We start from the raw sequence: 13,294 nt of genomic DNA, 5'->3' as shown, positions 1-13,294 counted from the left end.
CGGCAATGTCTTTATGATGGCGGTCCTGCTCCAGTGGACCAGAACGTCAAAGAATGATCCCTCATTGCGACAGGGTGTCTAGGTTATGACATCCGGTTTCAGCCGGCCAATGGTGGCATCCATACGACAGATGGCCTGCGCCGCATCACGCACTTTGCGCAATGCCTCCTGGCTATCCATTTCCAGATCGCCCCCGATCCCGGAATATTGTTCGAGGTAGAGCCGCAAAGTGGCACCCTGGGTACCGGTGCCTGACAAACGGAAAACGGCGCGCCCTCCACCAGCAAACCCGATCCGCAGGCCCTGGTTTTTGCTGACCGATCCGTCAACCGGATCGAGATAGGAAAATTCATCCGCCGACGTCACGGTGAGACCGCTGATATTTTTGCCCGTCAATTGGGGCAATTGCGCGCGCAGATCATCCATCAGGGTGCTGGCCTGCTCAATGGCAACATTCTCGTAATCATAGCGTGAATAATAATCGCGCCCGAAGGTTTGCCAGTGATCCATCACGATCTCGGCGACCGATTGTTTGCGGACTGCCAGAATATTGAGCCACAATAGAACCGCCCAAAGCCCGTCTTTTTCACGCACATGATCTGACCCGGTGCCGGCACTTTCTTCGCCACAAATCGTCACTTTGCCCGCATCCAGAAGGTTTCCAAAGAACTTCCAACCCGTCGGCGTTTCATAGGCCCCAATGCCCAGTTTTTCCGCCACACGGTCGCTTGCAGCACTGGTCGGCATTGACCGGGCGATCCCGGCAAGGCCCTTTTCATAAGCGGGGGCCAGATGGGCATTTGCGGCGAGAATAGCGAGGCTGTCAGACGGCGTCACATAGATGCCCCGCCCGACAATCATGTTGCGGTCGCCATCCCCATCCGACGCGGCCCCAATGTCGGGCGCGTCATCTGACATCATCAGGTCCATCAAGGGCTTCGCCCAGATTGGGTTTGGGTCTGGGTGACCTTTGCCAAAATCCTCAAGCGGCACGCCGTTCACCACCGTGCCGGGTGCGGCCCCAAGCGCCCCTTCAAGGATCGCCTTTGCATAGGGTCCGGTGACGGCGTGCATGGCATCAAATCGCATGGTGAACCCTGCGGAAAACAGACCCCGCATCGCATCAAAATCAAAAAGCGTTTCCATCAGCGCCTGATAACTTTCAACCGGATCGATAACGTGAATTTGCATCTGCCCCTGCTGGATCCTGCCGATGGTCCCAAGATCCACATCGTCAGTCACCGCGATCTTGTATGCGCTGATTGAAGTGGTCGCCGCAAAGATTTTGGCGGTCAGTTTTTCCGGCGCGGGGCCGCCATTTTCGGCGTTGAATTTGACTCCGAAATCCTCATCTATCCCGCCCGGATTGTGGCTTGCTGACAAGATAAAGCCGCCATCCGCACCATTGAGCCGGATCAAGTGAGATGCGGCAGGTGTCGACAAAATGCCATCTTTTCCAACGATTACCGTCGCGGCCCCATTCGCCGCCGCCATCTTCAGGATTGTCTGAATGGCAGGTTTGTTGAAGTAGCGCCCGTCACCGCCGACAACGAACGTCTTGCCCGCGCCACCGCCGATAGCGTCAAAGGTGGCCTGAATGAAATTTTCAAGGAACCGCGGCTCCATAAAGACGCGTGTTTTCTTGCGCAGACCCGATGTGCCGGGCATCTGCCCCTCGATCGGTGTGGTGCTGACAGTTTCAATCTTCATCTGGCACTCCTTTCAGAGAATTATGTCTTGCTGCGTCGCGCATGATTGACGCGGTGGCGGTCAATCGGTCGTCATGGGCCAATCCTTCAAGCGGTGAGGTGTATTTTCGCCGCCAGTTTGGGTGCTCGTCAATTGTGCCGGGCAAATTCTGCGCCTCAACTGAGCCAAGCACATCATCAAGCTGAACGGCTACCAGCGCTGCATTTGACCGTGCGAGCAGGGTGTGAACATGGGTTCGGAAATCACCGTCATGTGCGATGGCAGTTATTTCATCATGCCGCCGCGCCTGCGCGTGTTTGGCTTCAGGGGCATCAATCCACCCAAGTTTGGCCCACCAGTCAATATCGCGACCAGTGGCAAAACCATTTACAGTTGGTGTGTCATGGGTGGCAAAACAGGACAGCACCTGTTCGGCACCTGAATGCGGGTCACGGAACCCACCGTGATCATCGCGTTCATATTGCAGGACGGAATATCCGTAAAATCCATGCCCGCGCATCGTATCGCGAAAGCCATCGGGCACCAGACCAAGGTCTTCGCCGATCACCAGACAATTGTGCCGCTCCGCTTCGATCTTGATGACCGCCAAAAGCGCCTCAAACGGTTTACGAATATACGCACCGGGGCTGCCGTCATCGGGCAACCAAAAACTGCGGTTCAGGCCGAGAACGTGATCGATCCGAATAACCCCGGCATGGTGCATCGTCTGCGATAAGATGCGGCGCAGCGGCGCGTATCTTTGTGCCTGAAGCTTGCGTGGTGCAAAGGCGGCCAAATCCCAGTTTTGCCCTTCCGGGCTAAGATGATCAGGGGGCGCGCCGACCGATACGCCCTGCGCAATGGTGTCCCGTTCGCACCAGCTTTCTGCGCCATCGCGGCGCGGTCCGACCGCCAGATCCAGGTAGAGGCCAAGGGGCATTCCCGCCGCAACTGCCCGGGTTTGCGCGCGGCCCAGCTGTGTGTCCGCGACCCATTGCAACCACATGTGAAACCCAAGCTGTTCTTTGGGCGGCACTGCTGGATCATTTGGCCAGTCCCGCCAGTCTGTCCCGAAATTTTTGCTCAGGACTTCGAACTGCGCGAAGGTCTGTAATTCTGCACCGCCATTCACCACAAAACGCGCAAATGCGTTTTGTGCCTTGGTGTCAGCCTCTGCTTGAAATCTGCCAAACAGCGTTTCCAGAGCAGCGTTATGAGTATGTTTATGATCATGGTATTGCACCGCCACAGCACGCCGCAATTCATCGAAAGCCAACGGTTCTGCACCGCCTTCCAACCCCGGAATTTGATCGATGGCGATGTATGATGTGTTCAGAAAACCGCGATGCGACGGTGAATAGGGACTGATGGCCGTTTTGTCGAAATAGCCCATATTATGGATCGGATTGATGCCAACAAAGGCGGCACCTTCGGTGCCCGCGATCTCTGACATCTCGGCGAGGTCTTCAAAATCGCCCAAACCGGTGTTGCGATCAGATCTGATCCCGTAAAGCGCAAAATTGAGACCCCAAAGGCGATCTGTCTGGGTCAAAGACTGCACCTGAGGCAGACGTTTCGGCGCAACGATAACAGTGACGGTTTCGATCCGTCCCGAAACAGAAGCGGTCAAAACATAAACGCCGGATTTCAGGGCGGGCAGGGTGATGTGATCGGCGGGCCGTCCTTCGGCGACAACAGTGTCCTGGTCATCCAGATGGATTTCCCACGCTGCGCCAAGGCCAAAATCAAGCGGTGTGGTTTTGTTGCTTTCGATAATGATCTCTTGGGGGAACCAACGATTTTCGAGTTCATGGCGCAGGGCGGAAAGCGTCTCGTGAATGGTCGCGTCGCTGGTCACATCAAACCCGTTGGCCCGCAAAAGCGCCTTTTGCGTTTCCAGTGTTGTGATCCGTTCTTGCCCTTGCAGATCGTGATAGCGCGGCAGGATCCCGCACAGATCGCAGAGCGCATCGAGGGTGCTATCGCCGTTCATTCCGCGCCCATTGGCATATCCAGGACAAAGGCCACCACGGATTGTGGGGCGATGTCGACCTTGTCTGCCATGCATTTTGGGGATGTGGTGATGTCAGGTTGGCTGGTGTCAATTGCGCGCAACCAGGCACGTCCGTTTGATACCTTCGGCAACTGAACGCTTGCTTGTTCCTCGCTTCGGTTGAAGACAACAAAGACCACATCATCATCCAGATCATGTTCTGGTGCCTCGCCCGAACATCTTAGCGTGAGGCACAGGTTTGCAAGGCGTGGATCACGCCAATGCAGCGGCTGCCCATCGAAACCTGTCCAGTCAACGTCCGGCTGCCCGTCAGATGCGCGCACCGCACCATGCAAGAACCTGGTTTGCCGCACGGCGGGATGCGACTGACGAAACGCCGACAGGTGGCTGACAAACTGCTGCAAATCACTGTCTGCCTGACCCCAGTTCAGCCAACCTGTCGCATTGTCCTGACAATAGGCGTTGTTGTTGCCCTGTTGCGAATTGGCGAATTCATCACCTGCAAGCAGCATCGGCGTGCCTTGGGACAGAAACAAGGTGGCCAACATATTGCGCTGCCGCTGTGCGCGATGGGCGCGTATTTGTGGATCGTCTGTGTCGCCCTCAACCCCACAATTGTCACTGAAGTTCGAGTGATGTCCGTCACGGTTGTTTTCGGTGTTGGCCTCATTGTGACGTCTGGAATACCGGGTGATATCGGCCAAAGTGAATCCGTCGTGAGAGGCCAGAAAGTTGATGGATGACCAGCTGCGCCGCCCGGAGTGGTCAAATTTGTCGGCAGATCCCAAAAGCCGTGCTGCAATCTCCTGAGCGCTGTGCGCGTCTCCCCGCCAATATCGGCGCACGGTGTCGCGGTAACTGTCGTTCCATTCGGAAAATTCAGGTGGAAATTCACCAAGCCGGTAACCGCCCGGCCCGATATCCCATGGTTCGGCAATCATGCGTACCTGCGACAGAACCGGATCTTGCCGCAGCGCATCAAAAAAACCGCCGCTCGCGTCGAACCCATAGTCTTCGCGACCCATTGTGGTGGCGAGATCAAACCGGAACCCGTCAACGCCCATGGCTTCAACCCAGAAACGCAAACTGTCCATCACCATGCGCAGCACATAAGGGTGTGCGATGTTCATCGTATTCCCGCACCCGGTGTCATTCACATAATAGCGCGGCTGATTGGCGTTCAAACGGTAATAGGATGCGTTATCCAGGCCCCTGTAACACAAGGTTGGCCCGCGATGATCGCCCTCGGCAGTGTGGTTATAGACGACATCAAGAATGACCTCGATTCCGGCGGCGTGCATCCGGTCGACCATTTGGCGAAACCCCTGAATGCCGTTTGGCCCAAAATATCGCGGCTCGGTGGCGAAAAACCCGATCGAGTTATAACCCCAATAATTTCGCATCTCGCGTTCAACCAGAAACCTGTCGTCAACAAAGCTGTGGACCGGCAAAAGCTCAACCGACTGCACGCCAAGATCATTGAAATGCGCCAGCATCGGGTCTGACGCCAACCCTTCATAGGTACCGCGCACGGCTTCGGGTACATCCATGTTCAGCTGTGTCGCACCTTTAGCATGAGCTTCATAAATCAGATCGCGATCTGTGCGGGTATGCTGGCCTTGCTGGCTCCTGACGAAGAGTGCGGGATCAGATACGACTGATTTGGGAACGAATGGGGCGGAATCGCGTGTGTCAAATGACATGTCTTCGGCAGCGGATGTGATGTCATAGCCTAGCAGCGCGGGGTCGTTTCCCCATGCGCCGCTAAGCTCACGGGTGTAAGGATCAATCAACAGCTTGTTGGGGTTGAACCGATGCCCGCGTTCCGGTGCGTATGTGCCATGCGCGCGGTATCCATAAAGCGTGCCAATCGGTAGATCGGGCATATAACCATGCCAAACCGGACCGGTGCGTTCGGGAAGTGCAATGCGCGCTTTCTCGGAAACCCCATCAGATGAAAACAGGCATAACTCAATCTTGGTGGCATTCTCTGAGAACACGGCAAAGTTGACGCCGCTGCCGTCGTGATGCGCACCAAGTTTACGGTCAGTGCCGCCCCGTATCTTTTGGAATGTCATGAGGTGCGACTGTCCCGGGCCGCGCGGTAAACATCCAGATAGGCCGCAGCGGACAGGTCCCATCCGACCGGATGGCGCATCGCACGGCGCATCATGGCAGCCCAGGCTTTCTGATTGGCAAAAAGCGTACAGGCCCGAGAAATGGAATGGCCGAGCATGGTTGCATTGATCGGCGCAAATTGAATGCCTGTGGCACAGTCAGCAAGCATCGCGGCCTCGTTCGCGTCTATTACAGTATCTGCCAGACCGCCGGTGCGCGCGACAACAGGCAGCGTGCCATACCGCAGCCCATAAAGCTGGGTCAGCCCGCATGGCTCGAACCGCGACGGTATCAGGATTGCATCACTGCCAGCCTGAATGAGATGCGACAAAGCCTCGTCATATCCGATAATTGTGCCCACTGATCCTGCATAGCGGTTGGACGCGTCGATGAAGGCACGCTCCAACGCGGGTTCACCCGAACCCAGGACCGCAAGTCTGCCACCAAGGCTTACGAGGTGCGGCAAACGATCCAGAAGCATATCCAGACCTTTCTGAGGGGTCAGGCGACTGATCACGCAAAACAAGGGCCCGTCACCTGTAGTCAGACCAAAGCGGGCCTCAACCTCTGCTCGGTTTTTGGCCTTGCCTTTGATGCTGCGTGCGGAATAGGTCGCGACAAGATCGGTGTCTGTTTCCGGGGACCAGATATCCAGATCAATACCATTGAGTATGCCCGAAAGATCGGCCTGACGATTGCGCAAAAGGCCATCCAGCCCCATGCCAAAGTCCGGTGTCAGCAGTTCTGCGGCATAGGTTGGGCTGACTGTCGTGATCTTTTCGGACAGCGCCAAGCCCGCCTTGAGAAAGCCGATTTTGCCAAAGTACTCGACACCTTCTGACGTAAAAAGCTGTGCCTGCAACCCCAATGCGGCCAGACGGGTGGAGTCAAACAATCCCTGAAACGCGATGTTATGGATGGTCATCACAACGGGCGGTTTTGGCCCCTCGGACTGTTGCAGATATGCTGGGACAAGCCCCGCTTGCCAATCATGCGCGTTGATCACATCTGGCACCCAGTCTTCAATGCCTTGTGTTCCGATCTGCGCCCCGGCGTAGGACAGCGCGCCAAAGCGCAGGTCATTGTCCGGCCAATCCTGACCATTGGGTCCAAGATAAATGTTGCCGGGTCTGTCAAAGAGATGCGCCGCTTCGAGCAAGAGCATGTCCAGCCCTTCAGCCTCAATCGCAACAACGCGCGCAGGACCGCCAAAGAGATAATCGAAAGACATGACGCTTTTGCCTTTCGCCACCAATCCCGCCAGCGCGGGATAAGCCGGGATCAGCACTTTGACGCTGACATCCTGTTCGGCCAGCGCTTTGGGAACGGCACCAATCACGTCGGCCAATCCGCCCGTCTTGATGAACGGCGCACATTCAGAGGCGACAAAAAGCAGCTTCATGTCATTTTTCCAATGCGTCGATCATGGGCTGGGTGATCAGGCAAACGCCATTTTTGCTGCGCCGAAACCTCTTCGCGTCAAGCTTGGCGTCTTCGCCAACAACCAGACCTTCGGGTATGGTAACACCCCGATCAATGACGACATTTTTCAAACGCGCGTTGCGATTAATTTCGGCATAAGGCATCGCGACAACGCCTTCGAGTTGCGAAAACGAATGGGTTCTGACGCCCGTAAACAAAAAGCACCGTTCAAGCGACGACCCGGAAATAATACAGCCCCCCGAGACCATGGAAGACACGGCATGACCGCGCCGTCCTTCTTCGTTGTGGATGAATTTCGCAGGGGCAGTCAGCTCTGAATAAGTCCAGATCGGCCAGGAGTTGTCGTAAAGATCAAGCTCTGGCTTGAAATCGGTCAGATCGACGTTTGCCTGCCAGAACGCATCGACAGTCCCCACATCCCGCCAATATGGTTTTTCCTCCAGCCCGGTCCGAACACACGAGCGGCTGAAGGGATGTGCGATGGCTTTGCCGTTCTTGACAATGTCAGGAATAATATCGCCGCCAAAATCGTGCTTGGATGTGGGATTGGCCGCGTCTTTTTCCAACAATTCGGCCAGATAGTCCGTTTTGAACACGTAGATTCCCATGCTTGCCAATGCCATGTCGGGATGGCCGGGCATGGCGGGCGGGTCTGCGGGTTTCTCGACGAAATCAAGGATGCGATCCGTGTCATCCACTTTCATCACGCCAAAGCCCGTGGCCTCCATCCGGGGGACTTCGATACAGCCCACGGTGACGTCCGCACCGCTTTCGACATGATGTTTGACCATCAGAGAATAGTCTTGTTTGTAGATGTGGTCGCCGGCCAGAATGATAATGTATTTCGGGCCATAACCGCGAATGATCTCGATATTCTGGGTCACCGCGTCGGCGGTTCCTTTGTACCAGTTTTCATTGTTCATCTGTTGTGATGCAGGCAGGATATCAAGCGACTCGTTGCGTTCTGCGCGGAAAAAGCTCCATCCGCGCTGCAAATGCCTGATCAGGGAATGTGCCTTGTACTGCGTCGCGACACCGATACGGCGGATGCCGGAATTCACAGCGTTGGACAGGGCGAAATCAATAATCCGGCTCTTGCCACCAAAATACATTGCTGGCTTGGCTCTTTTGTCGGTCAGTTCAAACAACCTGCTGCCGCGGCCCCCCGCAAGTACGAACGCCATCGTTTGCTGGGCCAGTCGTTGTGGTTCTGTATCCATTTGTCGTCCTCCCTAAATGCCGTCGGTCATGGGGCTAGTCACCCTCTTTTAATTCAAAGAATAGAGTTGTTAGCGGTGGAATGGTCAGCGAAATCGAATGGGGCCGACCAGAGGCGGCAATTTGTTCGCTGTCAGCAAAACCCATATTCCCACGATCACCCCCGCCATAGATACTGGCGTCCGTGTTGAGCTTTTCAACCCAGCGCCCCGGACGTGGGACGCCGATGCGCCGCGCACTGCGTTCAACGGGGGTAAAATTGCTAACCACCAATACAGGTGCCGTGCCATCAGAGCCTTTGCGCAACCATGCAAAAAGAGATTCTTCTGCCGCCCCTTCCTCGATCCACTCAAACCCTTCTGGCTTACAATCAAGCTGGTGCAGGGCGGCCGTATCACGCAACAGCGTGTTCAGGTCCCGCACAAGGTTTTGCATGCCCGCATGCAGCGGATGATCCAGCAGATGCCAATCAAGGCTGCTGTCGTGGTTCCATTCGACACCTTGCGCAAACTCGCAACCCATGAACAAAAGCTTTTTGCCCGGATGGCCCCACATAAACCCGTAATAGGCCCGCAGGTTGGCGAATTTGTCATCGCCATGCCCCGGCATTTTCTCGATCATCGACCCTTTGCCATGCACCACTTCGTCATGGCTGATCGGCAGCACAAAGTTCTCTGAAAATGCATAGTGCAGGCCAAAGGTCATTTTGTGGTGGTGGTATTTCCGATGGATCGGGTCCTCGGCCATGTAGGACAGGGTGTCATTCATCCACCCCATGTTCCATTTGAAGCCAAAGCCCAGGCCGCCATGATCAACGGGCGCACTGACCCCGGGAAATGCTGTCGATTCTTCGGCCACGGTTACAATGCCGGGCACATCGCCATAAGCGACGGTATTGGTGCGCTGCAGGAACGATATCGCCTCAAGATTCTCGCGTCCGCCGTCCTTGTTCGGCACCCATTCACCTTCTTTGCGCGAATAGTCACGATATAGCATCGAAGCCACGGCATCGACCCTCAGACCATCAATGTGGTGCTCGCGCAGCCAATACAATGCATTGGCCACAAGATAGTTCGACACTTCACGGCGACCGTAATTATAGACCAGCGTGTTCCAGTCTGGATGAAACCCTTCTTTGCGGTCGGCATGTTCATAAAGCGGTGTGCCGTCAAACAGACCCAGCCCGTGCTGATCTTCGGGGAAATGCCCTGGCACCCAGTCAAGGATCAGTCCGATATCGGCGTGGTGGCATGCCTCAACAAAAGCGCGGAATTCCTGCAAAGTGCCGTGCCGGATGGTCGGCGCATAAAGCCCGACAGGCTGATACCCCCAAGAGCCGTCAAAAGGGAATTCAGAGACGGGCATCAGCTCAATATGGGTAAAGCCCATATCTTTGGCGTAGCGCACCAATTGTTGCGCATGTTCATCGTATGACAGCGGGCGATTGCCGTCCTCCGGGACGCGCCGCCAGGATCCAAGATGAACCTCGTAAATTGAAATTGGCTGGTCGATGCGGTGCAGGGCCTCACGTTTGCGCATCCAGGTTGCATCGGTCCAACTGTGACCTTCCAGCTTGCGAATGACAGACGCGGTTTTTGGAGGGTGTTCGGCACCAAATCCAAAAGGGTCGGCCTTTTGCGGTAACAATGTGCCCTGCCCATCAAGCAGTTCGTATTTATAGGCTTCGCCTTCGGTCAGGCCGGGCATGAACACCTCCCAGACACCTGTCTGGCCGCGCCGCCGCATCGGATTTCGCCGACCATCCCAGCCGTTAAAATCTCCGATCACCGAAACACGCGAGGCATTTGGTGCCCAGACCGCGAAATGTGTGCCATCTGCGCCTTCATGAACCATGACATGCGCCCCAAGCACCTTCCATAGATCAAGATGCGCGCCCTCAGCGATCAGATGTTCGTCCAATTCACCCAATACCGGGCCGAATCGATAAGGGTCATCCATTTCCCAAACGTGATCGCCATTGGTGATCCGCAAACGGTACCCAAACGGCTTTTTGCGGCGCGACGCCACGCCGGTATAGACGGCAGGTGCATCGGGCGAGGGGGTAAGCGACAAGGCTTTGCGGCCTGATTTGCTGTCCAGTACATCAATTGCATCAGCGTCAGGATGAAAAACCCGTATTGTCACCTTGCTGTCGATAATGTGCATGCCAAGCACGGAAAACGGGTCAGAATGGGTACCATTCACGATTTTTTGCATATCGTTCGAATTGATCACGTCATCCATCCCTTATGCTTTTCCACGCCATCAGCGGACTGAGGTCACACCCCAGATGTCATGTGCGTATCCTCGAATGGTTCGGTCGGAAGAAAACCACCCCATCCCGGCGGTGTTCGCTGCGGCCATCCGCGTCCAGCGTGTAACATCCTGATATACTGCATCAACTTCACGTTGTTTTGCAAAGTAATCGTCAAAGTCGCAGCTCACGAGGAAATAGTCGTGTTCCCAAAGGTTGGTCAGAATGCTTGAATACCGCGACCGGTCACCGCCCGAAAATACGCCATCTGCAATCTGTCCAAGCACACGGCGAAGACGCGGGCTGTTCTCAATGGCGCGCCGGGCATAGCCATGATGTGTGCGTGCCTCTTGTGCCTGGGCGGCAGTGAGCCCGAAGAGAAAGAAGTTTTCGGCCCCTACATGATCGCGAATTTCAACGTTGGCCCCGTCCAGCGTCCCGATTGTGGGACTGCCGTTCAGGGATAGCTTCATGTTGCCCGTGCCAGACGCCTCTTTGCCTGCCGTTGAGATTTGCTCTGACAGGTCAGAGGCCGGGATCAAAATCTCTGCCATCGAAACATTGTAATTCTCAGGATAAATCACCTGGAGCAGATCACGTGTCAAAGGATCGTTGTTGATGGTCGCCGCAACGTCATTGATCAGGCGAATGATTGATTTGGCCAGCGCATAACCCGGTGCAGCCTTGCCGCCAAAAATTTTGACCCGTGGTGTCCAATTGCCCATCGGATTGTCGCGGATTTCATTCCAAAGCGCGATCGTTTCAAGAATGTTCATATGCTGGCGCTTGTATTCGTGAATGCGCTTGATCTGGATATCGAACATCGCATCGGTGTTCAGCGTAACGTCATCGCGATCTTTCAGCCACCTGGCCAGATGGTGCTTGTTTTGGGTCTTGGCATCGCGAAACGCCTTTTGAAATGCGCCGTCGTCCAGATGTGCATTCAGATCTTGCAGCTTTTCCAGATCCTCCTGCCAACTGGTGCCAATGGTGTCGTTGATCAGGCCGCGCAGCGCTGGGTTACATGAATAGAGCCAACGGCGTGGCGTGATCCCGTTTGTCTGGTTGAGGATGCGATCAGGATAGGCTTTGTGCAGATCGGCGAACACGGTTTCCTTGACCAATTCGGAATGCAGCGCCGACACTCCATTCACCCTATGCGCCATGATAAAGGCCAGTTCGCCCATTTTGACGTTGCCGTGCTCAATGATCCGAATATCAGACCCTGTTGCGGCCAAATGGCGCTCCTGGATCATTTCAATGATCCGATGATGACGCGGCAATATCCGTGCAAAAAGGCCTTCTGGCCAGCTTTCCAATGCCTCGGGAAGCAATGTGTGATTGGTGTAACCCAGACATTTACGTGCCATATCGATGGCCTGATCCAGATCGAAATCATGCTTGTCGATCAACAGGCGCACCAATTCGGGTCCAGCGATTGCAGGGTGCGTGTCGTTAAGCTGGATCGCGACCATCTTGTGCAGGTCTTCGATCTTGTGACCTTCGGACAAAAACCGCCGCAACAGGTCTTTGATTGATGCGGAGGTAAAGAAATATTCCTGCTTCAGCCGCAATTCTTTGCCATCTTCGGTGGTGTCGTCAGGGTACAAAACACGAGAGATGGTTCTGGCCAACCGCTCGGGTGCGTTCGCACCGACGTAATCGCCGCGGTTAAAGCTTTCGAGATCGAAAAGCTTGATGGGTTTGGCAGCCCAAAGGCGCAGGGTATTGGCCCATTTGCCCTTCCAACCCACCGTCGGGGTGTCATAGGCCATTGCCAGGACCGTTTCCGCAGGGTTCCAGTTTGCCTTGCCATCCGTTTCGCTGACATACCCGCCAAAGTGAATCTTATAGGCGACCTCCGGGCGTTCGAATTCCCACGCGTGACGTTGTGCAAGCCAACCTTCCGCGGTTTCAATCTGTTGACCATCCTGAAAATGCTGCTCGAACAGGCCGTGTTCATAGCGAATGCCATAGCCATAGGCGGGAATCGATAACGTTGACAGGCTGTCCATGAAACAGGCCGCCAAACGACCCAGCCCACCATTGCCAAGTGCAGCGTCAGGTTCATCTGCAACAACGGTTTCATAGTCCTGACCCAGTGTTGCCATGGCGTCACGTGCAATACCTTCTACGTCCAGATTGATTGTGACGTCTTCGATCAACCGGCCAATCAGAAACTCCATCGACAGGTAATAAACCCGCTTGTTCTTGCCCTCATAGGTTTTGCGGGTGGACGCGAACCATGGCTCAACAACCCGATCACGCAGTGCCAGCGACAACGACATCCGCCAGTCATAGAGGCTTGCATGCTCTGCGTCTTTGCCCAGCGATAGCGTTAGATGCCGCAAGATATCGTCGCGCAGGACATCTACGGTTGCGATAGGTTGGGTGTACTCAGGCATAGCGATCTCTTTGGATAAAAGTCAGTCACGCGCTGTTCATTCACCCAGAATGCCCCATTCGCAACCAGTTACAGGGGCCTTACATTATATTTTCGGAGAATGTTAGCGCTAAACCATCAATAAATAAGGGTGTTCCGCAATAGTCACGGTCTT

7 protein-coding genes are annotated in these 13,294 nt (G+C 55.2%); all 7 read right to left on the bottom strand.

All coding sequences use genetic code 11. The features are described 5' to 3' along the window. Positions 1-78 precede the first annotated feature (78 nt). Genes C1J02_RS00315 through C1J02_RS00285 form a run of 7 tightly spaced genes read right to left on the bottom strand, consistent with a single transcriptional unit; the run spans position 79 to position 13,141 of the window. Positions 79-1,710, bottom strand: coding sequence for an alpha-D-glucose phosphate-specific phosphoglucomutase (locus tag C1J02_RS00315; RefSeq protein ID WP_114876633.1), 1,632 nt, complete (start codon positions 1,708-1,710; stop codon positions 79-81). Then, the gene (gene malQ / locus C1J02_RS00310) at positions 1,700-3,682 is read right to left on the bottom strand and encodes a 4-alpha-glucanotransferase (RefSeq protein WP_114876632.1); all 1,983 of its coding nucleotides are present in this window, start codon (positions 3,680-3,682) and stop codon (positions 1,700-1,702) included. The genes C1J02_RS00315 and malQ overlap by 11 nt, the downstream gene beginning before the upstream one ends. Then, the gene (gene glgX, locus C1J02_RS00305) at positions 3,679-5,781 is read right to left on the bottom strand and encodes a glycogen debranching protein GlgX (RefSeq protein ID WP_114876631.1); all 2,103 of its coding nucleotides are present in this window, start codon (positions 5,779-5,781) and stop codon (positions 3,679-3,681) included. Before glgX ends, malQ begins: the two co-directional genes overlap by 4 nt. After that, positions 5,778-7,223 carry a glycogen synthase GlgA gene (gene glgA / locus C1J02_RS00300; protein ID WP_114876630.1) on the bottom strand — a complete coding sequence of 482 codons (1,446 nt, stop codon included), beginning with the start codon at positions 7,221-7,223 and terminating at the stop codon, positions 5,778-5,780. Before glgA ends, glgX begins: the two co-directional genes overlap by 4 nt. Before the next feature lies 1 nt (position 7,224). Then, positions 7,225-8,484 (bottom strand): glucose-1-phosphate adenylyltransferase, encoded by a 1,260-nt coding sequence (glgC, locus tag C1J02_RS00295; RefSeq protein ID WP_114876629.1) that lies wholly within the window; start codon positions 8,482-8,484, stop codon positions 7,225-7,227. A gap of 34 nt (positions 8,485-8,518) precedes the next feature. Beyond that, positions 8,519-10,726, bottom strand: a complete 2,208-nt coding sequence (glgB, locus tag C1J02_RS00290) for a 1,4-alpha-glucan branching protein GlgB (protein ID WP_114876628.1) — start codon at positions 10,724-10,726, stop codon at positions 8,519-8,521. A 21-nt stretch (positions 10,727-10,747) separates the two neighbouring features. After that, on the bottom strand, positions 10,748-13,141 hold the full coding sequence (locus C1J02_RS00285) for a glycogen/starch/alpha-glucan phosphorylase (protein WP_114876627.1): 2,394 nt from the start codon (positions 13,139-13,141) through the stop codon (positions 10,748-10,750). Positions 13,142-13,294: the final 153 nt, after the last annotated feature.

Origin of the sequence: Sulfitobacter sp. SK011 (assembly GCF_003352065.1) — a bacterium.
Taxonomy (GTDB): Bacteria; Pseudomonadota; Alphaproteobacteria; order Rhodobacterales; family Rhodobacteraceae; genus Sulfitobacter.
Note: the sequence above shows the minus strand (reverse complement) of the source record. Positions and strands in the feature narration are given on the sequence as shown.

What these genes read in the sequence shown, in the direction of transcription:
- C1J02_RS00285 (WP_114876627.1), bottom strand. Translation starts at nt 13,141, where the DNA reads ATGCCTGAGTACACCCAACCTATCGCAACCGTAGATGTCCTGCGCGAC.
- glgC (WP_114876629.1), bottom strand. Translation starts at nt 8,484, where the DNA reads ATGGATACAGAACCACAACGACTGGCCCAGCAAACGATGGCGTTCGTA.
- glgA (WP_114876630.1), bottom strand. Translation starts at nt 7,223, where the DNA reads ATGAAGCTGCTTTTTGTCGCCTCTGAATGTGCGCCGTTCATCAAGACG.
- glgX (WP_114876631.1), bottom strand. Translation starts at nt 5,781, where the DNA reads ATGACATTCCAAAAGATACGGGGCGGCACTGACCGTAAACTTGGTGCG.
- glgB (WP_114876628.1), bottom strand. Translation starts at nt 10,726, where the DNA reads ATGGATGACGTGATCAATTCGAACGATATGCAAAAAATCGTGAATGGT.
- C1J02_RS00315 (WP_114876633.1), bottom strand. Translation starts at nt 1,710, where the DNA reads ATGAAGATTGAAACTGTCAGCACCACACCGATCGAGGGGCAGATGCCC.
- malQ (WP_114876632.1), bottom strand. Translation starts at nt 3,682, where the DNA reads ATGAACGGCGATAGCACCCTCGATGCGCTCTGCGATCTGTGCGGGATC.